The organism is Lentzea waywayandensis (assembly GCF_900115955.1).
Classification (GTDB): Bacteria; Actinomycetota; Actinomycetes; order Mycobacteriales; family Pseudonocardiaceae; genus Lentzea; species Lentzea waywayandensis.
Genome location: NZ_FOYL01000004.1, coordinates 707942 through 729564, shown reverse-complemented (window position 1 = coordinate 729564; position 21623 = coordinate 707942). Strand labels below are relative to the sequence as shown.

The following is a 21623-nucleotide window of genomic DNA, read 5'->3' as shown; positions in this document are numbered from 1 at the left end:
AAGGTCCCGAGCCATGGTCACCATGCGGGATGTAGCGGCTCTCGCGGGAGTCTCCATCACCACGGTGTCACACGTGATCAACGAGACGAGGCCGGTCGCAGGGGACACGCGCGAGCGCGTCCAGAAGGCGATCGACGAGACCGGGTACACGGGGGACGCGATCGCGCGTTCGCTGGTCATGGGCGGCACGAAGTCGCTGGGCCTGGCCGTGTCACTGGTCTCCCACCCGTACTTCGCCGAGCTGATCGCCGCCATCGAGTCCGAGGCGACTCGCAACGGCTATTCGCTCGTGCTGATCGACACGAGAGACACCCCCGAGTCCGAGCAGACGGCGGTCAGAACGCTGCGCTCGCGAAGAGTCGACGGGTTGCTGCTCACACCGTCCGCCGGCACCGGGGGAAGCCTCGTGCTGCCTGAACTCAAGCGGCTGAACATCCCCACCGTGCTGGTGGACCGGCTGACCGTGGCCAAGGACATCGACCAGGTCGGGCCGGAGAACGTGCAGGCCACCTCGGGTCTGGTGAAGCACCTCGCGGAACTCGGGCACCGCCGGATCGGCATCGTCTGCGGCCAGGCCGGCGTGGCGACGACCGAGGAACGCATCCTCGGCTACCGCCTCGGTCTCGGCCGCGCGGGCCTGAAGTGGGACGAGGCCCTGGTCTCGCAGAGCGGCTGGCTCGCGCCGCTGCTCGACCAGGAGGACCCGGCCACGGCCGTCGTCGCGGCGGACCACCTGGTCACCGTCGGCATGCTGCACGAGGCACGCGCCCGCGGCCTGAAGCTCGGCACGGACCTGGCCGTCGTCGCCTACGACGAGGTCGAGTGGGCCACGTTGATCGAGCCTCCGCTCACCACGCTGGCCCAGCCGGTCGAGGAGATCGGACGGACCGCGGTGAAACTGCTGCTCTCCCGGATCGCCGACCCGGAACGGCCGCCGGAGACCATCCGGCTGGCGCCCTCGCTGCGGCACAGGCAGTCCTGCGGATGCTGATCCCCGGACTTGTCTCGGTGACGTTCCGGCAGCTCACGGTCTCCGAGATCGGCGAGCTCGCCACGGAGTGCGGGTTGCAGGCCGTCGAGTGGGGTGGCGACGTGCACGTGCCGCCCGGCGACTTCGCGGCGGCCAGGCGAGCTTTGGACACCGGCCTGAAGGTGGCCGCGTACGGGTCGTACTACCGCGCGGGCGTGTCGGATCGAGCCGACCTGGCGCCGATCCTGGAGACCGCGGCCGAGCTGGACGCGCCGTTCGTGCGGGTCTGGGCGGGCACCGCGGGGTCGGCCGAGTGCCCCGACCGCGGTCCGGTGGTCGAGGCGTTGCAGCACGCCGTCGAGCACGCGGACGCGATGGGCACGAAGATCGCGCTGGAGTACCACCCGAACACGCTCACGGACACGCTCGACTCGGCGGTGCAGCTGCTCGACGAGGTCGACGGCGTGGTGTCGTACTGGCAGCCGCGCGGGGGCCAGGACGTGTTCTCCGCCGTGCACGAGGTGCGGACGCTGGAACCGGTGACGGCGCACGTCTTCTCGTGGGGCGCCGGCGGCTTCAAGGAGCGGTTCCCGCTCGCCGAACGCCGTGACCTGTGGAAGCCCGTGCTGACCGAACTGGCGCGCGACGGCCTCGAACGCAACGCGCTGCTGGAGTTCGTGCTGGACGACTCGCCGGAGCAGTTCCGCGAGGACGCCAGGGCGCTGCTGGGCTGGCTCAAGCAGTAGCGACGTTCAGACCGTGCCGTTCGAGCAGGGCGGCCGCCTCCAGACACATCCAACCGCCGAGCTGGACGGACAGGTCGCGCCCTTCCTTCTCGTCCGCCGGAACCGTCCACTCCGGACCGAACAACGGGCCGCTCACCGCCATCACGCGGTTGTTCCACGCCGCTTCCGCCGACTGGACCACGAGCTCTCTGGCCAGGTCCGCGGTCTCGTGCCGGTCGGGGTCGAGATCGGGGATCGTCAGCGCCGCCTCGGCGAGGTAGCGGGTGAGGATGCCCGCGAACAGGCCACCGTCCCCGCCGCCCTGGCCCCTGATCACGCCGTTGGTGGCGAGGTCGTCGTGCACGGCGGTGATCGTGCGGGCGGCCTTGTCTAGCCACTTGTCCTGCTGGCCGTTCTTGGCCAGCTCGACGCACGCGCCGATCAGAACCCCTTGGCAGTACGTGAAGATGTTCTTCTCGTACTCGCGGATCTCGCCGTTCGGGTGGACGTGCAGGCCGTCCCACGCGAGTCCGTTGCCCGGATCGACGAGGTGCTCCTCGACCCAGTCCACGATGGACCGTGCGCGGGCGAGGTCGGTGCGTTCGTTCTGGCGGGCCAGGAAGATCGCGGCCGGGCCGTTCGCGGGAACGTTCTTGAAGTCGTCGTTGCGCTTCCACCAGATGCCGCCGCCGGCGTGGTCGGTCCAGCCGTCGCGCAGCCGCACGGCGATCGCGTCGAGCGCCTTGGGCCTCGCGATGCCGACCTCGTTCTGGGCCCGTTGCAGGGCCAGGCCGAGCCACGCGATGTCGTCGTAGAAGTCGTTGGTCCAGCCGAGGACGTTGCGCACCCTGATGCCCCGCACGACCTTCGCGATGGCCGTCTTGCGCAGCTCGTTGGGCGAGCGCAGGTAACCGTCGATCATGCAGTCGAGCAGGTGCGCCTGCCACCAGTAGTTGAAGCTGGTGTGGATCTTGTCCTTGAAGAGCGGGGGCCACGCCCGCGCCCCGAGAAGCGTGCCCGGCACACCCCAGACCCGCCGAAGGTGCCTGGAGTACACCGCGCGCTCCGCGACACCCGCGCGTGCCGCCAGCAGTTTCGCGATCACCACCAGGTCATCGTGCGTGCTTGACCGGTCAAGAAGCTCGATGAATCACCCAGTGGTAGAGACCCATGGCCACAGAAGTTGTCAGGTTGTAACTGCTGACCTTCTCGCGCATGGGCAGCCGGACGATCCTGGTGGCCTTCGCGCGGACCTCGGCGGAGAGCCCGTGGCGTTCCGAGCCGAACGCCAGCACGGCGTCGTCCGGGATCGGGCCCTTGAGCAGGTCGCCGTCCGCGTCGAACGCGATGAGCTCGCCCGCGAAGTCGAGGCTGTCGACCTTGGCGACCGGCAGCGCGAAGTGCAGCCCGGCCGATCCCCGCAGCACGTTGGGATGCCACGGGTCGACGTCGCCGGTGGAGATCACGCCACCCGCGTCGAGGCCGGCGGCCACCCGGATCGCGGCACCGAAGTTGCCGAGGTTGCGCGGGTTGTCCAGCAGGACGATCGGGGCGTCGCGGTCGAACGGCAGGTCGGGCTGCTCCGCGAACCCCGCCACGCCCGTCGGGTGCGTGCGGCCGGCCCGGAGCTTGAAGTGGTTCTGGTCGACCTCGGTGGCAGCGGCGAACCGCTCGCGCAGATCAGGTGCGTGCGTCTCGGCGAGGCTGATCGCGGCGGCGAGGTCCGTCGTGATCAGCGGGTGCACATCGGCGCCGAAGCGCAACGCGTGCTTAACAGCGTGAAAGCCTTCGAGCAGCACGGTGACCAGCATAGAAGCCGACCCACGAGATGATCACGATCGACCCCAGCACCAGCTGGACCAGCGTCGACGCGCTCTCCGGGTACCAGACGCCGTCGATGTAGTGGTCGATGAAACCCGTGCCCAGCGGCGGCATCCCCGCCTGCGCGCGGAAGTACTCCTCCGCGGTCGTCAACGGGCACGTCACCGGCATCAGCAGACTGAGAATCGCCCACGCACCGATCGCCAGGTGCGGGTAGATCACGCCGCGCCACCGCCATGCGACGTACCCGCCCACGAGCAGGAACGCCAGCACCGCGAAGTGCAACAGCATGACCGCTTCAGCGAACCATCTGGCCATTCGCACCACCCCGTCCTCCAGCCTAGGACGGGGTGGCTCGCAGCGCTCTCGATAAAACCTCAGGCGAGCCCGAGGTCGTTCAGGTCGAGCAGGTAGCGGTACGGCAGACCCTCGGCCTCGATGGCCTCCTTGGCACCCGTACCGCGGTCGACGACGGTCGCGACGCCGATGACGTCAGCCCCGTGCTCGCGCAGCGCCGTAACGGCCGTGAGCACCGAACCGCCCGTGGTGGACGTGTCCTCGACCGCGAGCACACGCTGCCCACGTACGTCGATGCCCTCGATCTGCCGCTGCATGCCGTGCGCCTTGTTCGCCTTGCGCACGACGAACGCGTCGAGCACGTCACCGTCGACTCCGGCGGAGTGCATCATCGCGTAGGCGACGGGGTCCGCGCCGAGCGTCAAACCGCCGACCGCGACGAAGTCCCAGTCGGACGTGAGCTGCCGCAGCAGCCTGCCGATCAACGGGGCCGCCGCGTGGTGCAGCGTCGCCCGCCGCAGGTCGACGTAGTAGTCGGCTTCCTTGCCGCTGGAAAGGGTCACCTTGCCGTGCACCACGGCCAATTCGCTCACAAGACGAGCGAGTTCTGACTTCGCGTTCGCGTCCAAGACCACTTCAGTTCGCACGGGTCGTCAGCTTCGCACACCCTCGCCGTCGCTGCCTCGTACCCTCCATCACTGTGGGCACCCTCCACGTCGAACAGCCGTGAACCTCGCTGAGCCAGGAGCTTCCAGCCGGCGTCAGGCCGAACGATTCCACTCAGGTGCGGCCGCGGCCACCCGCGAACCGCGACGCCATCCTGCGCACGAACGGCCGCGGCAGCAGCCTCGTGATGGTCACGATCGCCTTGTACTGAAGGCCGGGGATCGACAGCGGCTTGCCCCGCCGCAGGTCACGCAGGGCCTCGTGCACCAGCTTGTCGGCGTCGACGTAGAGCCAGTCCGGCGTCTTCGACATGTCGATCTTCGCGCGCTTGTGGAACTCGGTCTTCACGAAGCCGGGGGCCAGCGCCATGATCCGCACGCCGGTGCCCTCGGCCGCGAGCGCCATGCCCTCGGAGAACGTCGTCACCCACGCCTTGTCGGCGCTGTAGCTGGTGCCGCGGCCGGGCAGGAAGCTGGCGACGCTGGACACGTTGATCACGTCGCCCTTGCCGCGCGCGATCATCGCCGGGATCGCGGCCCTGCTCAGGCGCAGCACCGTGGCGACGTTGACGTCCAGCTGGGCCTGGAGCTTCTCGATGTCCGCGGCGAAGAACTCGCCGGTGTTCGCGAAGCCCGCGTTGTTGACCAGCAGGTCGACGGCCGACTCGCTCAGGCGCTTCTCGACCTTGAGGCGGTCTTCGTGGTCGCTGAGATCGGCCGGCAGGACGTCGACGTGGACGCCGTGCCGGTCGTGCAGCTGCTTCGCGAGCTCCTCGAGGGCGGACGCGGTGCGCGCGACCAGTACGAGGTCATATCCCTCGGCCGCGAGCCTGCGGGCGAAGGCGGCCCCGATTCCGACGGTCGATCCGGTCACCAGTGCGGTTGGCATGCCACCGAACGGTAGTCGGAAAATCGGTGATCACCCAGCGTCGAGCGGCCCGAGGTCAGGGCTTGCGGCCGAACGACGGGCGGTAGACCTCGCCACCCTCGTCGTCCTCGGCCACCGGCTCTTCGCGCTCGGAGGGGTCCGGGTCGAACGGGTCGATGACGTCCGCCAGCTCACCGACGTCGCGCAGCAGCCGTTCGAGGCGTGCGGGCGACGAGTTCGGCGGCGCGGCGGCCAGCACCCAGTCGTTCTCCATCCAGACGACCGTGACGTCGCCACCGATCTCCTCGGCGGCGTCGATCAGGTCCGGCGTGATGACCTTGCGAGCCGCCGGGACGTCCGTGACGAACGCGTACCGCGAGCCCACCGGCCCGAGCAGGTCGGGCATCGGCATCTTGTCGTTGTCGCGCTGGAACGGGACCGTCGACAGCCACAGTTCGATCACCACCGACAGCGCTCTGCGACAGCGCACGCCGACCAGCACCGAGTTGACCTTGCCGCCGGTCTCGTGATCGAGCACGTAGACCTGCCTGCGCCCGTCCGCGGTGAAGGTGGAGCCCGCGACGACGTCACGGGCCAGGCCCGTGCCGTAGTACGCGATGGCTCCCGCTTCCCAGCGGGTCGGCAACACGTGGTCTGTCTCCTCGAACTGCCAGCCGCGCAGAGCAGCCCAACGGCGCCGTTCACGATTACGCGCGGTTCGTTGCGCCCGGTCGGTCGCGAGCAGGGCGAACCCCGCCACGCCCGCCACCGCGGCGACGGTGAACCAGACCCACGCCGGTATGCCCACAGCCAGAGCCTAGTGGGTCGGGGGCGAGGAACGAAGATCACTTCCGCGCGTCGTGACCTGGGCGTGCCTTTCCCCCTGTCAAGACGCCGCACGAATGCGGCACCGCACAGCCCGTCCAGGGCCCGCGGCGCGATAGATCACCAGCGACTGGTCAGGGTCCTGAAGCGGCGCGAGCGTCTCGAACATCCGCGCGGTGATGTCGGGCGGCCTGACGGTCGAGAGCCGCCGCTGAGTGCGGCACCACGACGACCTGGTCCGCGTCCTCGTAGACGACGCGGCCGGGATCGTCGGACTCCAGCCGGCACCACTGGACGCCATGGGCGTCGAGAATCGCCAGGTAGCCCGTGACCCGGTCGATCAGATGCGTCGAGGTGGTCTTGAACCACGCGGCGGCACCGGGGTTGATCTCCCGGTCGTAGACGGCCGGATCGACCGTCGACGGATCGGTGTAGGCCGCGTTGTACCAGTCACCGTTGGTGCGACGGAACGATTCCTGCTCCTCGGTGAGCCGACCGGACCTCCACAGGCCGTTCACCAGGCCGAAGACGCCGGGCCGGATGCCGCTGGGCGACGGCTCGGCCGCCTGGAAGCGCACATAGCGAAGATCCCCCACAGCGGCCAACCTACCGACCGCCGTGGGGGATCCGTGCTCAGTTGCTGCGGCCCACGATCAGGCCGCTGTTGTCGTCCAGCACGTCGACCCGCACCGTGTCGCCGTCCCGCACCTCACCGGCCAGCAGTTCCTTGGCCAGCTGGTCACCGATCGCCGACTGCACGAGCCGCCGCAGCGGCCGGGCACCGTAGATCGCGTCGAAGCCGTTCAGGGCCAGCCAGTCGCGCGCCGACCGCGTGACCTCCAGCGTCAACCGCCTGGCCGCGAGCCGGTCCGCCAGCCGCGTGATCTGGATGTCCACAATGGACGTCAGCTCCTCGGTGGCGAGCGCGTGGAACACCACGACGTCGTCCAGCCGGTTGAGGAACTCCGGCTTGAAGTGCCGTTGCACCACGGCCATCACGGCGTCCTTGCGTTCCCGCTCGGTCAGCGACGGGTTCACGATGGTCTGCGAACCCAGGTTCGAGGTGAGCACCAGGATCGTGTTGCGGAAGTCGACCGTGCGGCCCTGACCGTCGGTCAGGCGGCCGTCGTCGAGCACCTGGAGCAGCACGTCGAAGACGTCCGGGTGGGCCTTCTCGACCTCGTCCAGCAGCACGACCGAGTACGGGCGGCGGCGGACCGACTCGGTCAGCTGGCCGCCCTGGTCGTAGCCGACGTAGCCGGGAGGCGCGCCGACCAGGCGAGCCACCGAGTGCTTCTCGGAGTACTCGCTCATGTCGATGCGGATCATCGCCCGTTCGTCGTCGAACAGGAACGCCGCCAGCGCCTTGGCCAGCTCGGTCTTGCCGACGCCGGTGGGGCCGAGGAACAGGAACGAGCCCGTCGGGCGGTCCGGGTCGGCGACTCCGGCGCGCGTGCGGCGCACCGCGTCCGACACGACCCGCACGGCCTCGGCCTGGCCGACGACCCGGCGGCCGAGTTCGTCCTCCATCCGCAGCAGCTTGGTGGTCTCACCCTCCAGCAGGCGACCGGCCGGAATGCCGGTCCACGCCGCCACGACGTCCGCGACGTCGTCCGGGCCGACCTCCTCCTTGAGCATCGCGTCGTCCTGTGTGGACTCCGCGGCGACGGAGAGTTCCTTCTCCAGCTCGGGGATCCGGCCGTAGCGCAGTTCGGCGGCACGACCGAGGTCGCCGTCACGCTCGGCCCGTTCGGACTCGCCTCGCAACGACTCCAGCTGCTCCTTCAGGCCGCGCACGCGGTCGATGGAGCCCTTCTCGTTCTGCCACCTGGCCGTCAGCGCGGACAGCGCCTCGCGCTTCTCCGCGAGCTCGGCACGCAGGGCGTGCAGCCGTTCGACCGACGCCGGGTCGGACTCCTTGGCCAGCGCCATCTCCTCGATCTCCAGGCGCCGCACGGCACGTTCGACGGTGTCGATCTCGACGGGCCGGGAGTCGATCTCCATGCGCAGCCGGGACGCGGCCTCGTCGACGAGGTCGATGGCCTTGTCCGGCAGGAAGCGCGCGGTGATGTAGCGGTCGGACAGCGTGGCGGCGGCGACGAGAGCGGCGTCGGTGATGCGCACGCCGTGGTGCACCTCGTAGCGCTCCTTGAGCCCGCGCAGGATGCCGACCGTGTCCTCCACCGACGGTTCGCCGACCAGCACCTGCTGGAAGCGGCGTTCCAGGGCGGCGTCCTTCTCGATGTGCTCGCGGTACTCGTCCAGGGTCGTGGCACCGACCATGCGCAGCTCACCGCGGGCCAGCATCGGCTTGATCATGTTGCCGGCGTCCATCGCCGACTCACCGGTCGCGCCGGCGCCGACGATCGTGTGCAGCTCGTCGATGAACGTGATGACCTGCCCGGCCGAGTCGGTGATCTCCTTGAGCACGGCCTTGAGCCGCTCCTCGAACTCACCGCGGTACTTGGCGCCCGCGACCATCGAGCCGAGGTCCAGGGACACGACCTTCTTGCCGCGCAACGACTCCGGCACGTCACCGGCCACGACGCGCTGCGCCAGGCCCTCGACGATCGCGGTCTTGCCGACGCCGGGCTCGCCGATCAGCACGGGGTTGTTCTTGGTGCGCCGCGACAGCACCTGCACGACCCGGCGGATCTCGGCGTCACGGCCGATCACCGGGTCGAGCTCGCCCTTGCGCGCACGTTCGGTCAGGTCGACGCCGTACTTCTCCAGCGCCTTGTAGGTGCCCTCGGGATCGGCCGACGTCACCCGCGCCGACCCGCGCACCTTCGCGAAGGCCTCGGTCAGCGCGTCGGGCGTCGCACCGTGCCGCCGCAGCAGGTCGGCCACCTGGCCACCGTGCTGCGCCAGCCCCACGAGCAGGTGCTCGGTGGACACGTACTCGTCACCCATCTCGGTGGCGAGCTCCTGCGCCTTGCCGATCACCCGCACGGCGTCGCGCGAGAACTGCGGGGCGGACACGGTCGAGCCGGAAGCGCTGGGCAGCGAACGGGAGAGCTGCTCCAGCTCCTTGCGCACCTGCGCCGGGTCGGCACCCACCGCCGACAGCAACGGCGCGGTCAACCCGTCCGTCTGCGCCAGCAGTGCACTGAGCAGGTGCACGGAACCCACGTCCGGGTTCCCGTTCAGAGTCGCGGCCTGCACCGCCGCGGACACGGCCTGCTGCGTCTTGGTCGTCGGGTTGAAAGCGTCCATTCCTCCACCTCGTGGTCAGCCTCCAGCATGGACCATCATCCCGCACAACGTCAGAAAAGTTGAGTGTGTTCCGCTCAACCTTGAAATCGCTCCAGATCACACGCCGACTAGGCGAAGATCAGCTCATGACCTCAATCATCCACAGCATCACGATCGACACGCGCGACTCGTACGAGATCGCCTCCTGGTGGAGCAAGGTGCTGGGCCTGCCGCTGCACCCCGACGACAACCCCGGCGACCCCGAGTCGCTGATCCAGCTGCCGAACGGCATCGGCTACCTGTTCATCAACGTGCCCGAGGGCAAGGACCTGAAGAACCGCCTGCACCTGGACCTGCAGCCGACCGACAACACGCGCGACGAGGAGGTCGAACGCCTCGTCGGCATCGGCGCGACGATCTTCGACGATCAGCGCAGGCCGGACGGCACCGGCTGGGTCACGATGCGCGACCCCGAGGGCAACGAGTTCTGCGTTGAACGCAGCGCAGCCGAACGCGCCGCGACCTCCTGATCGCCGTCACTCGAAAGCACCAACAGCTTGTCCACAGCGGACACCGAGTTGTCCACAATCCGCTGGTCAGTATCCACAGGTGAATCAAGCTCAGTGGCGACCGTCTGTGCACCAGAACCCGTTGGAGTGACAATTTCGTCCTCCACCGAGTCCCGCAGCGGCTGCTCCTTGATCAGCAGGACCGCGATCACCGTGAACACCGCGAGACCGGCGGCGATGAGGAACAGCTCACCCATCGCGTCGCCGTAGGAGTCGCGCACCACTGGGGAGAGGGAACCGCGGTCGAGCGTCTTCGTGCTCACCGAGGCGGCCAGAACCGCCCCGAGCACCGAGACGCCGGCCGTCCCGCCCAGCGACCGCAGGAACGTGGCCGTGGAGCTCGCGGCCCCGAGGTCCGCCATCCCCACGCCGTTCTGCACGGCCAGCACCAGGTTCTGCATGGTCAGCCCCACCCCGACGCCGACCAGCGCCAGGTAGCCGCCCATCAGCACGAGGTTGGTGCCGTGGTCGATCGTGCCGAGCAGTGCCAGGCCGATGACCAGCGAGAACGATCCCCAGACCAGGTAGCTCTTCCAGCGGCCGCTCCTGGCGATCAACTGCCCGCTCACCGTGGACGAGATGCTCAGCCCGAGCACCAGCGGCACCGTCAGCAACCCGGCCTTGGTCGGGGAGAACCCGCGCGCGATCTGGAAGTACTGCCCCATGAACACCGAGGCCCCGAACATCGCCGTGCCCACCGCGACGCCACCCAGCATCGCCAGCACCACGGTCCGGTTCTTGAACAGGTGCAGCGGAATGACCGGCGCGGACGCCCGCCGTTCCACGAAGTAGGCACCCACGATCGCCAGCAGAGCCCCAGCGACGAACAACGCGCTCTCCGTGCTGATCCAGGCGAAGTCCTTACCCGCGAACGACACCCACATCAGCACCAGGCTCACACCACCGGTGATCAGCGTGGCCCCGAGGTAGTCGATCTTCACGTGCTGCTTCTTGACCGGCAGGTGCAGCGTCTTGTGCAACACGGCCAGCGCCACCAGCGCCAACGGCACACAAACGAAGAAGCACCACCGCCAGCCGGGCCAGTCGACGAGGAACCCACCGACCAGCGGCCCGCCGACGGTCCCCGCGGAGATCACCATGCCGGTGTAACCGCTGTACCGGCCACGTTCCCGCGGGCTGAGCAGCGCGCCGACGACGACCTGCCCCAGCGCCTGCACACCACCCATTCCCAGCCCCTGGAGGACCCGGAACGAGATGAGCTGCTCCATGTTCTGACTGAACCCGGACAGCACCGAGCCGACGACGAAGATCACGATCGCCGCCTGCAACAGCTTCTTCTTGTCGAACAGATCCGCGAGCTTCCCCCACAGGGGCGTGCTGGCGGTGGACGCGAGGAGCATCGAGGTGATGACCCACGTGTACTGGGTCTGCGTGCCTTTGAGCTCGGCCAGGATCGTCGGGAGAGCGTTAGAGACGATGGTGGAGCTGAGGATCGCAACAAGCAGCGCCACCCAGATGCCGGACAGCGCTTCAAGGATCTCCCGATGCGACGAGGGCCGGTTCAAGCACACCTCCAGTAGTTAGTTGATGCCATACAACTATATCTGGAGATAGTTAGCTAGGCCAACTAATTCGGTGGCTGATGGGTCACACCCGAGGGTCGCGCCGGGCACTCAAGCCGCGATCTCGCCAGCCTCACCGGATCACCCGCGAGGCCGAAGGCGAGCAGTCCCAACGGCGAAGCCGAGGCGCTTAGCTTTGGCTTTTGCTTTTCGCTTTTGAGCCAAGACCGAGGGGTGGTGTGTCCCATCACGAGTCGCGCCACAGCACTTGCTGCACGTGAGGAGGGGTGTCAAGCAGGCACGCTCTTCGCCTGCTTGACACCCCTCCTCACGTGTGGCCCGCTCTTGGTGCGGCTCGTGATGGGACACACCACCGACGCCACCCAGCTACGCAACAGGCAGCCGCCCAAAGCAACAGGCGTGCCATCTACCCGCGCACGGCGTGGACCCCCTGATCAGATTGCCGGGGTCTGGGGCAGAGCCCCAGGGGAAGCACGCAACTCAAGGTCGCCGCCCGCAAGGTGACCACAGCGCAAAGCCGCAGATCGCAATCAGCTGTCGGTGTCAGCTGTCGGTGTCAGCTGTCGGCGTCAGCTGTCGGCGTCAGCTGTCGGTGTCAGCTGTCGGCGTCAGCTGTCGGCGTCAGCTGTCGGTGTCGCTCATCTCGTCCGCCTTGTCCGTCTTGTCCGTCTTCTCCGCCTTGACCCCGAAGAAGTCGCCACCCTTGCTCTTGACGTCATCGGTCCCCCAGTTCCGGACACGGTCCACCGGCACCATCCGAGGGATGTGCTTGCGGCAGTGGACGTAGGCCTCCCGCACGTCCACCACCACCCACCTCTCCACCTTCCGATCCTCGGTCTCGAACTCCTCCCGACCAGCGATCCGCGCACGCCCGTTCACGTGCAGCCCGATCAGGTCGTCGGCGAAGTCCACCATCAGCATCCCGACGTGCGGGTTCTCCATGATGTTGCCCAGCGAGGCCATCACGCCGTTGCCCCGGTACTCGGGGTAGGCGACGGTCCTGGAGTCGATCACGCGCAGGAACCCCGCCGGCCCGGCCCGCAGGGTCGAGTCACACTCGCCGTCGGCATCAGCCGTCGAGATGAAGGCCATCTCCATGCGGCCGACGAACTCGGTCATCGCGGGGTTGAGGTGGTCCAGCACCTGGTCCTGGTAGAAGCGCATGGCGCGATCGGACGTCTCCAGGGCACATTGGAGGAAGTGCTCACCGCGTGAGCCAGGAAGGTCAACACGGTCGGGTGAGGTGGTTTCAGTGAGTTCAGGCAGGGACACGCGCCCAACCCAAGCACGCAAGCACGCAACCCGGTACAGACGGACCCTCACATTCACACTCTTGCGGTAACAACTACTCACCTAGAGTGACCATGCTTCGCTCAAAGGTGGCATCAAGGAGTCAAACAGCCCGATCAGGGGTTACTGTCCACCCTGTCGGGGGACGGATGCTTGACGAGGACGAACAGCGCCTTGCCGGCGCCACTGAACGCCAATGAGAACGTGGAGACTGCGCGCGGACCATGACTGCGAACGCTGTGCTGAGCCCCATCCCTACCCCGCCCCACCGAGAACCCCCGCCTGGTGTCACCGCGATGGTGCGGATGATCCGGGAGAGCTTCGCGGTGGTGGAGCCGCACTCCGAAGAAGTGGCGAAGTTCTTCTACGGAATGCTCTTCTCGCTCTCGCCTGCCACACGCGAGATGTTCCCCGCGAACATGGAGGTGCAACGCAGCCGTCTGCTGCGCGCCCTCGTGCACGTGGTGCAGATGGTCGACCGCCCGGACGACCTCATTCCCTTCCTGCGTCAGCTGGGTCGTGACCACCGCAAGTTCGGTGTCATCAACGTCCACTACGAGGCGGTCGGGACGGCACTGCTGTCCGCGGTGAAGAAGTTCTCCGGCGCCGCCTGGACGCCCAAGGTCGAGATGGCGTGGGCCGAGGCCTACACCCTCATGGCCAGGGCGATGCAGGAGGCGGCCGACGCCGACAACGGGCCCGCGTACTGGCACGCGACGGTGCTGGAGCACCAGCGCGTCTCGTGGGACCTGGCCGTCGTCCGGCTGCAACCGGACCACCCCGTCAGCTACAAGGCCGGTCAGTACGTCAGCGTGGAGACGCCGCAGCGCAAGCGCCTGTGGCGGTACTACTCGCCGGCGAACGCCCCGCGCGAGGACGGCGTCATCGAGTTCCACATCCGGTCCGTCGACGGCGGCTGGGTGTCCCGCTCGGTGGTCGGCCACACGCAGGCCGGTGACACATGGCGGATCGGACCGCCGATGGGACGTCTCTCGGTCGACCGCACGGCCGGATCGGACATCCTGATGGTGGCCGGTGGCACGGGCGTCGCGCCGATGCACGCGATCATCGACGAGATGGCGCAGTTCGGTGAGAACCCGCGCGTGCACCTGTTCTACGGCGGCCGCACCCGCGAGGACCTCTACGACCTGGACAACCTGCAACGCATCGCGACCACGAACCCGTGGCTCACGGTCGTGCCGGTGCTGGAGTCGGACCCCGGCGTCCGAGGTGTCGAGCAGGGCAGCCTCGCCGACGTGGTCACGAGGTACGGCGCGTGGGAGGACCGCGACGTCCTGGTCTGCGGCAGCCCCGCCATGATCAGGTCGACGGTGTCCCGCATGCTCGTCGCCGGAACTCCTCTCGACCGGATCAAGTACGACCCGTTCACGCTGGACTAAACTCGGCACGTCGTAAGCGACTGGCGTGCCGAGGGTGGAACTGACCACCGGGAAGCGACGGCCGAGCGCACCGAACGCCTGGGTGCCCGGCACGGAGTGATGCCGTGCTGCGCGAAGTCGATCCCGAGATCGCCACTCTCATCCAGGCCGAGGAACGCCGTCAGGCGAGCAAGCTGCGCATGATCGCGTCCGAGAACGACGTGTCGTCCGCCGTGCTCGAGGCCACCGGCTCGGTGCTGACCAACAAGTACTCCGAGGGCTACCCCGGCAAGCGGTACTACGAGGGCCAGCAGGTCATCGACCAGGTCGAACAGCTCGCCATCGACCGGGCGAAAGCCCTGTTCGGCGTGGACCACGCGAACGTCCAGCCGCTGTCCGGCGCACCCGCGAACCTCGCCGTCTACCTGGCGTTCCTCCAGCCCGGCGACACCGTGATGGGCATGTCCCTGCCGATGGGCGGCCATCTCACGCACGGCTGGAGCGTGTCCGCGACCGGCAAGTGGTTCAACGCGGTCCAGTACGAGGTCCGCAAGGACACCGGTGTCGTGGACATGGACGAGGTCAGGGCGCTGGCGCAGGCCGAACGCCCGAAGGTGATCTTCTGTGGCGGCACGGCGATCCCGCGCACCATCGACTTCCCTGCGTTCGCGGAGATCGCCGGCGAGGTCGGCGCGATCCTGGTGGCCGACATCGCGCACATCGCCGGACTCGTCGCGGGCGGCGCGCACCCGTCGCCGGTCGGGCACGCACCGGTGATCACCACGACCACGCACAAGACCTTGCGCGGCCCGCGTGGCGCGATGATCCTCTGCGACGCCGAGCACGCGAAGGCGATCGACCGCGCGGTGTTCCCCGGTCTGCAGGGCGGTCCGCACGACCACACGACCGCCGCGATCGCCGTGGCCCTGCACGAGGCGTCACAGCCGGAGTTCCGCGAGTACGCGCACATGATCGTGAAGAACGCGCAAGCGCTCGCGGAGGCGTTGCTGGAACGCGGCTTCGACCTGGTCTCCGGCGGCACGGACAACCACCTGGTCCTGATCGACCTGACGTCCAAGCTGATCGGCGGCAAGCCGGCCGCGCGGGCCCTGGACCGGGCGGGCATCGAGCTGAACTACAACGCGGTCCCGTTCGACACCCGCAAGCCGTTCGACCCGTCCGGCATCCGCCTCGGCACCCCCGGCGTCACGACGCGCGGCCTCAAGCCGGAGCAGATGCCGTTGATCGCGAACTGGATGGACCGCGCGATCGCCGCCCACGACAACGACCAGGCGCTGGACCGCATCGCCGCCGAAGTTCAGGAGCTACTCGGCACCCTCTAGGCCCGCGGCCGCGACGCGAACCTCCTCGAGAGCCCGGCGGGCGACTTCCGCGAAGTCCCCGCCGGCCTCCAGCCACTGGGCGTAGCCACGCCGCAGGGCCAGCACGCCGAGCTCGGAGGCGACGTCGGCGTCGAGCTCCGGCACACCACGTTCCAGCAGCCCGGCCTTCATCGTGCGGGCGAACCCTGCCATCTTCAACGCGTCCCGCTCGCGCAGCTCGTCGTTGGCGGCGATCACCGCCAGCCGCCGCGGGCCGTTCGCCCAGCGGTCCTGGGTGAAGGTGACGGCCATCGCCACGAGCGCCCCCTCGACCGCCCCGAGCGCACCGGCCGACTCGGAAGCGCCGGCGATCCCCCCGGTGACCAGCTCCAGCAGCTCGTCCTGCCCGCTGAACAACACCTCGCGCTTGTCCCGGAAGTGCCGGAAGTACGTGCTCTTCGTGAGGCCCGCGCGCTCGGCGATCTGTGCGACCGCCGTGTTCTCGTAGCCCTGCTCGTCGAACAGGTCGAGTGCGGCGCGCACCAACCGATCCCGCGCGTCCGGCTCCCATCGACCCATGGCTCACATCATAAGTGATGGGACTTGGTCTTATCACTCTGCTACGGTTGATGAGACCAAGTCCCATCACTTGAAGGAAGTGTCATGAAGGTCTTCGTCACGGGTGCCAGCGGCCACGTCGGTTCGGCGCTGGTCCCGGAACTGCTGCGAGCAGGTCACCAGGTCGTCGGACTCGCTCGCTCGGACACGTCCGCCGCCAAGCTCGAAGCCCAGGGCGCGACGGTCCAGCGCGGTGATCTGGACGACCTGGACGGGTTGCGCAAGGGCGCGGCCGAGGCGGACGCCGTGATCCACCTGGCGTTCAAGCACGAGGAGATGTTCGCGGGGAACTTCCAGGGTGCGGCCGACGCCGACATCGCGGTCGTCCGGGCGTTCGTCGACGAACTGTCCGGCACCGGCAAGGCACTGATCGGCACCGGCGGCACGCTGTCGTACTCAGGGCTGGTCCGCACGGCCACCGAGGACGAGGTGGTCGCCGACGACGGCAGCCGCGGCACCGCGCGGAACCTGATCATCAACGCTGCCAAGGAGAACGTGCGCGGCTCGGTCGTCGTGCTGCCGCCGACCGTCCACAGTGCACTGGACACCGGCGGCTTCATCCCGGTGCTGATCAGGACCGCCCGCGCCAAGGGCATGTCCGGCTACCCCGGCGACGGTGCGAACCGCTGGTCCGCCGTGCACACGCTGGACGCGGCACGGCTCTACCGGCTGGCGCTGGAGGCACCGGCGGGTTCGGTGCTGCACGCGGTCGACGAGGAAGCCGTGACGATGAAGGAGATCGCCGAGGCCATCGGACGGCAGCTGGGCGTGCCGGCGGTCAGCATCCCGGAGGAGAAGGCGCAGGAGCACTACGGCCCGTTCGTGCTCATGGTCACGCGTGACGCACCGACGTCGAGCACGAAGACCCGCGAACTTCTGGGCTGGGACACGAAAGAACCCGGTCTCCTCGCGGATCTGGAAGCCGGGTTCTACTTCGAACAGAGCTGAGTCAGCGCTCGCGCAGCCACTCCGCGAGGCGTTCGCCGGGAGCGTTCTGACCCGTGCACTCCTCGACGAGGGCTGCGAAGGCGCGCGGCGTGGCGTCGTAGTACGCCTCGATCGCCTGCCGTTCGCGCGAATCGCCGTTCTGGTGCGCGGTGTTCGCGATGCGCAGCCAGTAGAAATCCGCGTCGAGCTCACCGGCCGCGATCAGGTCCAGCACGCGGGGAAGCAGGTAGCGCGCGAAGTTCTCGTCGCCGATCGTCCCGGAACGCAGCCAGTACGTCTCGACCTGCTCGGCCGTCAGGTCGCGCAACGGAACGGTCGTGAACGGCGCCACGTCCTCCGGTTTGACGCAGTGGTCGCAGAAGTCGACCACACGGGGACGCGGCGTCTCGAAGACCTCGTAGATGCGCTGAATCACTTGCGGGGCTTCGGTTTCCACACGACCAGCGCGGTCTCCTGCCGGATCGGCACGAGGTCGCGCCGGTAGGAGGCGTGTACGGCGGCGGCCGTGGAATCGGCTGCCGCCAACGCCTGTGCGAGCTCCTGCTGAAGTTCGGCGACCCGCGACCGCAGCGCGTCGACCTGGTTCTCCAGGTCGATGATCCGCTTGATGCCCGCGAGGTTCACGCCCTCGTCCTGCGAGAGGCGCTGAACTTCGCGCAGCAGCACGATGTCGCGCATCGAGTAGCGGCGGCCGCCACCGGTCGTGCGGCCCGGTGAGACCAGGCCCATCCGGTCGTAGGACCGCAGGGTCTGGGCGTGCAGACCCGACAGCTGGGCCGCCACCGAGATCACGAAGAACGGCGTGTCCTCATCGGTCCCCGGAGGGAACGGAAAACCCACCGGACTCACCGCCCTTCAAGGAGTGCGTTCAGATCGCCTCGCGGATCGTGGTCCTGCGTCACGTCGGCATACGCCTCAAGTGCCTTGCGGGCCTCGGACGACAGGTTGTTCGGCACCGCGACCTCCAGGGTGATCAGGAGATCGCCCGCGGTCCCGTCCCGCTTCGTGATCCCCTTGCCCCGCGCCCGAAGCACCCGCCCGGAGGCGGTGCCGGCAGGCACCTTCAAGGAGACCTTGCCGTCCAGCGTGGGCACGGTCAACGTGGTTCCGAGCGCGAGCTCGGAGAACGTCATCGGCGCCGTCAGCGTCAGGTCGTTGCCCTGACGGCCGAACACGCTGTGCGGGTTGACGTGCACGCGCACGAACAGATCACCGTTCGGACCGCCGTTGCGGCCGGGTTCGCCTTGTGCCGCAAGGCGTATCCGCTGGCCGTCGTCGACTCCGGACGGGATCCGCACGGTCAGCGTGCGGGTGCGGGTGCTGACGCCGTCGCCACCGCACTCCGGGCACGGGTCGTCGATGATCCGGCCCGTGCCACGGCAGTCGCGGCACGGCTCGCTGAACGCGAACGCGCCCTGCGACCGCGTGACGAGACCGGAACCCGAACAGGTCGCGCAGGTGTGCGGCGTGGTGCCGGGCTTGGCGCCGGAACCGTTGCACGTCGTGCAGGCGGCGGGGGACGACAGGCGCAACGGCACCGTCGCCCCCTTGACCGCCTCGGTGAAGTCGATGCGGACGTCGGTCTCGACGTCCTCACCACGACGCGGACGCGTGGCCGACCCGGGAGTCGCGCCGCCACGCCGGTTGAACAGGCCGCCGAGCAGGTCGCCCAGGCCGCCCCCACCGGTGTTCTGCGCGGCACGGCCGAACAGGTCGTTGACGTCGAACCCGCCGGAGCCGAAGCCACCGGAGCCGGGGAAGCCACCGCCGCCCGCGAACAGGCGACGGGCCTCGTCGTACTGCTTGCGCTTGGCCGGGTCCGACAGCACGCCGTAGGCCTCGGAGACCGCCTTGAAGCGGGCCTCGGCCTTGGCGTCACCGGGGTTCGCGTCGGGGTGCAGCTCGCGGGCGAGCTTGCGGTACGACTTCTTGATCTCGTCCGCTGTCGCCTCGGAGGAGACGCCCAGCTCGCGGTAGAAGTCCTTCTCGATCCAGTCCCTCTGACTCACCGGACGGCTCCTCCTCCCTAGGCTTCTTCGGACGACGCGGCGGGCTCGTGGTCGGTCACCGCGACGAGCGCGGGCCGGACGAGCTTGTCGCCGAAGGTGTAGCCACGACGCAGGACCGCGGTGACCGTCGGGCCGTCGACGTCCGGGGACGTGCTGTGCTGCACGGCCTCGTGCACCGACGGGTCGAACGCCTCGCCGTCGTGCGCGAACGGCTCCAGACCGGTCTTGGCCAGCGTGGACACGAGCTTGTCCGCGACCGCCTTGAACGCACCGGTCAGGTCGCCGTGGGCGGCGGCCCGTTCGATGTCGTCCAGCACCGAGAGCAGTTCGGAGGCGACGGACGCCTTCGCGTTGGTGATCACCGCTTCGCGGTCGCGTTCCACCCGCTTGCGGTAGTTCGCGTACTCGGCGGTGAGCCGCTGAAGGTCGGCGGTGCGCTCGTCGAGCTGGGTCTTCAGCTCGGCGGCCACCTCGTCCACGACCTCGGCGACCAGTGGTTCGGCCGGAGCAGTGCCTTCCTCGCCGACGTGGGCCGGCGCCCGGACCTCACCCGTTTCGGGGTCGATCCGGCGCCGGTCGTTCACGACGACCTGAGGCTGCTCCTCGTCAGGGGCGGCATGCCTCGGCTCGGTCACTTCTTCTCGTCCTCGTCCACGATCTCGGCGTCGACGACGTCGTCGTCCTTCTTGGCACCGGCACCCGCACCGGCGGCACCCGGCGCGTCGGCACCAGGGGCCTCGGCGCCGGGAGCACCCGGAGCGTTGGCGTAGATCGCCTGGCCGATGGCCTGGGACTCGGTCGCGAGCTTCTCGACGGCCGTCTTGATGGCGTTGATGTCGGTGCCCTTGAGCGCCTCGTTCGCCTCGGCGATCGCGGCGTTGACCTTGTCCTTGATCTCGGCCGGGAGCTTGTCGTCGTTCTCCTTGACGACCTTCTCCGTCTGGTAGACGAGCGTCTCGGCCTGGTTGCGGACCTCGGCCTCCTCGCGGCGGCGCTTGTCCTCCTCCGCGTGGGCCTCGGCGTCCTTGACCATGCGGTCGATGTCGTCCTTCGGCAGCGCGGAGCCACCGGTGATCGTCATCGACTGCTCCTTGCCGGTGCCCAGGTCCTTCGCCGACACGTGGACGATGCCGTTCGCGTCGATGTCGAAGGTGACCTCGATCTGCGGCACGCCACGGGGGGCGGGCGGCAGGCCGGTCAGCTCGAACATGCCGAGCTTCTTGTTGTGCGCCGCGATCTCGCGCTCGCCCTGGAAGACCTGGATCTGCACGGACGGCTGGCTGTCGTCGGCCGTCGTGAAGGTCTCGGAACGCTTCGTCGGGATCGTGGTGTTGCGCTCGATCAGCTTGGTCATGATGCCGCCCTTGGTCTCGATGCCGAGGGACAGCGGGGTGACGTCGAGCAGCAGGACGTCCTTGACCTCACCCTTGAGGACACCGGCCTGCAGGGCGGCGCCGACGGCGACGACCTCGTCCGGGTTCACGCCCTTGTTGGGCTCGCGGCCGCCGGTCAGCTCCTTCACGAGCTCCGCGACGGCGGGCATGCGGGTCGAGCCACCGACGAGCACGACGTGGTCGATGTCGCCGACGGAGACGCCGGCGTCCTTGATCACGTTGTTGAACGGCGCGCGGGTGCGCTCCAGCAGGTCGTTCGTGATGCGCTGGAACTCGGCGCGCGACAGCGTCTCGTCGAGGAACAGCGGGTTCTTGTCGCCGTCGACGGTGATGTACGGCAGGTTGATCGACGCCTGCGAGGAGCTGGACAGCTCGATCTTGGCCTTCTCCGCAGCCTCACGGATGCGCTGAAGGGCCATCTTGTCCTTGGTCAGGTCGATGCCGTTGGCCTGCTTGAAGCGCTCGACCAGCCAGTCGACGACGCGCTGGTCCCAGTCGTCGCCACCGAGGTGGTTGTCACCGGAGGTCGCACGGACCTCGACCACGCCGTCGCCGAGTTCGAGCAGCGAGACGTCGAACGTGCCGCCACCGAGGTCGAAGACCAGGATGGTCTGCTCCTTCTCGCCCTTGTCGAGACCGTAGGCCAGAGCGGCCGACGTCGGCTCGTTGACGATGCGGAGCACGTTGAGACCCGCGATCTGGCCGGCCTCCTTGGTGGCCTGGCGCTGCGCGTCCTCGAAGTAGGCGGGGACGGTGATGACCGCGTCGGTGATCTCTTCGCCCAGGTACGCCTCGGCGTCGCGCTTGAGCTTCATCAGCACGCGCGCGCTGATCTCCTGCGAGGTGTACTTCTTGCCGTCGATCTCGTCGGTCTGCCAGTTCGTGCCGACGTGGCGCTTGACCGAGCGGATCGTGCGGTCGACGTTGGTGACGGCCTGGTTCTTCGCGGGCTGGCCCACGAGGACCTCGCCGTTCTTGGCGAAAGCGACGATGGACGGGGTCGTCCTGGAGCCCTCCGAGTTGGCGATGACCGTCGGCTCACCGCCTTCGAGGACTGCGACGACCGAGTTGGTCGTCCCGAGGTCGATGCCGACTGCACGCGCCATTGGAGTTCCTTCCGCTAGTACTTGTTGAGCGTTGCTGGCTCAAGTTTGCCATCCGCGCAACGTTGAGCCTACCCGACT

At 68.5% G+C, this 21623-nt stretch carries 22 protein-coding genes and 1 riboswitch; of the genes, 6 read left to right on the top strand and 16 right to left on the bottom strand.

Annotated features, from left to right (window positions below; all coding sequences use genetic code 11):
* Window positions 1–13 precede the first annotated feature (13 nt).
* Window positions 14–991, top strand: a complete 978-nt coding sequence (locus tag BM417_RS19220) for a LacI family DNA-binding transcriptional regulator (RefSeq protein WP_093595559.1) — start codon at window positions 14–16, stop codon at window positions 989–991.
* Window positions 985–1716, top strand: coding sequence for a sugar phosphate isomerase/epimerase family protein (locus tag BM417_RS19215; protein WP_093595556.1), 732 nt, complete (start codon window positions 985–987; stop codon window positions 1714–1716). Before BM417_RS19220 ends, BM417_RS19215 begins: the two co-directional genes overlap by 7 nt.
* Here the strand turns inward: BM417_RS19215 and BM417_RS19210 are convergent.
* From BM417_RS19210 to clpB, 8 genes are all read right to left on the bottom strand, one after another.
* The gene (locus tag BM417_RS19210) at window positions 1706–2803 is read right to left on the bottom strand and encodes a glycoside hydrolase family 76 protein (protein WP_093595553.1); all 1098 of its coding nucleotides are present in this window, start codon (window positions 2801–2803) and stop codon (window positions 1706–1708) included. The genes BM417_RS19215 and BM417_RS19210 overlap by 11 nt on opposite strands.
* 25 nt (window positions 2804–2828) lie before the next feature.
* Window positions 2829–3506, bottom strand: a complete 678-nt coding sequence (locus tag BM417_RS19205; RefSeq protein ID WP_093595550.1) for a TrmH family RNA methyltransferase — start codon at window positions 3504–3506, stop codon at window positions 2829–2831.
* Window positions 3466–3834 carry a DUF2784 domain-containing protein gene (locus BM417_RS19200; protein WP_093595547.1) on the bottom strand — a complete coding sequence of 123 codons (369 nt, stop codon included), beginning with the start codon at window positions 3832–3834 and terminating at the stop codon, window positions 3466–3468. Before BM417_RS19200 ends, BM417_RS19205 begins: the two co-directional genes overlap by 41 nt.
* Window positions 3835–3893: 59 nt before the next feature.
* Window positions 3894–4448: an orotate phosphoribosyltransferase gene (pyrE, locus tag BM417_RS19195; protein ID WP_093595544.1), complete on the bottom strand. Its 555-nt coding sequence runs from the start codon at window positions 4446–4448 to the stop codon at window positions 3894–3896.
* 145 nt (window positions 4449–4593) lie between these two features.
* On the bottom strand, window positions 4594–5367 hold the full coding sequence (locus BM417_RS19190) for an SDR family NAD(P)-dependent oxidoreductase (protein ID WP_093595542.1): 774 nt from the start codon (window positions 5365–5367) through the stop codon (window positions 4594–4596).
* 55 nt (window positions 5368–5422) lie between these two features.
* Window positions 5423–6154: a type III secretion system chaperone family protein gene (locus tag BM417_RS19185; RefSeq protein WP_093595539.1), complete on the bottom strand. Its 732-nt coding sequence runs from the start codon at window positions 6152–6154 to the stop codon at window positions 5423–5425.
* A 151-nt stretch (window positions 6155–6305) separates the two neighbouring features.
* Window positions 6306–6767: a hypothetical protein gene (locus BM417_RS19180; RefSeq protein WP_245822001.1), complete on the bottom strand. Its 462-nt coding sequence runs from the start codon at window positions 6765–6767 to the stop codon at window positions 6306–6308.
* 37 nt (window positions 6768–6804) lie between these two features.
* The gene (gene clpB / locus BM417_RS19175; RefSeq protein WP_093595536.1) at window positions 6805–9387 is read right to left on the bottom strand and encodes an ATP-dependent chaperone ClpB; all 2583 of its coding nucleotides are present in this window, start codon (window positions 9385–9387) and stop codon (window positions 6805–6807) included.
* Window positions 9388–9512: 125 nt separating this feature from the next.
* Between clpB and BM417_RS19170 the strand changes: the two genes are divergently transcribed.
* The gene (locus tag BM417_RS19170; protein WP_093595533.1) at window positions 9513–9896 is read left to right on the top strand and encodes a VOC family protein; all 384 of its coding nucleotides are present in this window, start codon (window positions 9513–9515) and stop codon (window positions 9894–9896) included.
* Here the strand turns inward: BM417_RS19170 and BM417_RS19165 are convergent.
* Window positions 9794–11461 carry an MDR family MFS transporter gene (locus tag BM417_RS19165; protein ID WP_218164505.1) on the bottom strand — a complete coding sequence of 556 codons (1668 nt, stop codon included), beginning with the start codon at window positions 11459–11461 and terminating at the stop codon, window positions 9794–9796. The two genes, BM417_RS19170 and BM417_RS19165, sit on opposite strands and share 103 nt — an antisense overlap.
* 639 nt (window positions 11462–12100) lie before the next feature.
* Window positions 12101–12643 carry a pyridoxamine 5'-phosphate oxidase family protein gene (locus BM417_RS19160; protein ID WP_093595528.1) on the bottom strand — a complete coding sequence of 181 codons (543 nt, stop codon included), beginning with the start codon at window positions 12641–12643 and terminating at the stop codon, window positions 12101–12103.
* A 422-nt stretch (window positions 12644–13065) separates the two neighbouring features.
* Here BM417_RS19160 and BM417_RS19155 point away from each other — a divergent pair, with 422 nt between their 5' ends.
* Window positions 13066–14169 (top strand): FAD-binding oxidoreductase, encoded by a 1104-nt coding sequence (locus tag BM417_RS19155; protein WP_093595525.1) that lies wholly within the window; start codon window positions 13066–13068, stop codon window positions 14167–14169.
* A gap of 6 nt (window positions 14170–14175) precedes the next feature.
* Window positions 14176–14260, top strand: a riboswitch (ZMP/ZTP riboswitch).
* Window positions 14261–14273: 13 nt separating this feature from the next.
* Complete coding sequence (locus tag BM417_RS19150; RefSeq protein ID WP_093595522.1) at window positions 14274–15491, top strand: serine hydroxymethyltransferase; 1218 nt, start codon at window positions 14274–14276, stop codon at window positions 15489–15491.
* Here BM417_RS19150 and BM417_RS19145 read toward each other — a convergent pair.
* A complete protein-coding gene (locus BM417_RS19145; protein ID WP_093595519.1) occupies window positions 15474–16049 on the bottom strand; it encodes a TetR/AcrR family transcriptional regulator in 576 nt (191 codons plus the stop codon). The two genes, BM417_RS19150 and BM417_RS19145, sit on opposite strands and share 18 nt — an antisense overlap.
* Before the next feature lie 84 nt (window positions 16050–16133).
* Between BM417_RS19145 and BM417_RS19140 the strand changes: the two genes are divergently transcribed.
* Window positions 16134–17036, top strand: coding sequence for an SDR family oxidoreductase (locus BM417_RS19140; protein ID WP_093595516.1), 903 nt, complete (start codon window positions 16134–16136; stop codon window positions 17034–17036).
* A gap of 1 nt (window position 17037) precedes the next feature.
* Here the strand turns inward: BM417_RS19140 and BM417_RS19135 are convergent, their stop codons facing one another.
* Genes BM417_RS19135 through dnaK form a run of 5 tightly spaced genes read right to left on the bottom strand, consistent with a single transcriptional unit; the run spans window position 17038 to window position 21545 of the window.
* Entirely contained in the window at window positions 17038–17451 is a 414-nt protein-coding gene (locus BM417_RS19135; protein ID WP_093595513.1) for a hypothetical protein, read from the bottom strand.
* Entirely contained in the window at window positions 17448–17876 is a 429-nt protein-coding gene (locus tag BM417_RS19130) for a heat shock protein transcriptional repressor HspR (RefSeq protein ID WP_093595510.1), read from the bottom strand. Before BM417_RS19130 ends, BM417_RS19135 begins: the two co-directional genes overlap by 4 nt.
* 5 nt (window positions 17877–17881) lie before the next feature.
* Window positions 17882–19045, bottom strand: coding sequence for a molecular chaperone DnaJ (dnaJ, locus tag BM417_RS19125; protein ID WP_093595507.1), 1164 nt, complete (start codon window positions 19043–19045; stop codon window positions 17882–17884).
* A gap of 17 nt (window positions 19046–19062) precedes the next feature.
* Window positions 19063–19680, bottom strand: a complete 618-nt coding sequence (grpE, locus tag BM417_RS19120) for a nucleotide exchange factor GrpE (protein WP_093595504.1) — start codon at window positions 19678–19680, stop codon at window positions 19063–19065.
* Complete coding sequence (gene dnaK / locus BM417_RS19115) at window positions 19677–21545, bottom strand: molecular chaperone DnaK (protein ID WP_093595501.1); 1869 nt, start codon at window positions 21543–21545, stop codon at window positions 19677–19679. Before dnaK ends, grpE begins: the two co-directional genes overlap by 4 nt.
* Window positions 21546–21623 lie beyond the last annotated feature (78 nt).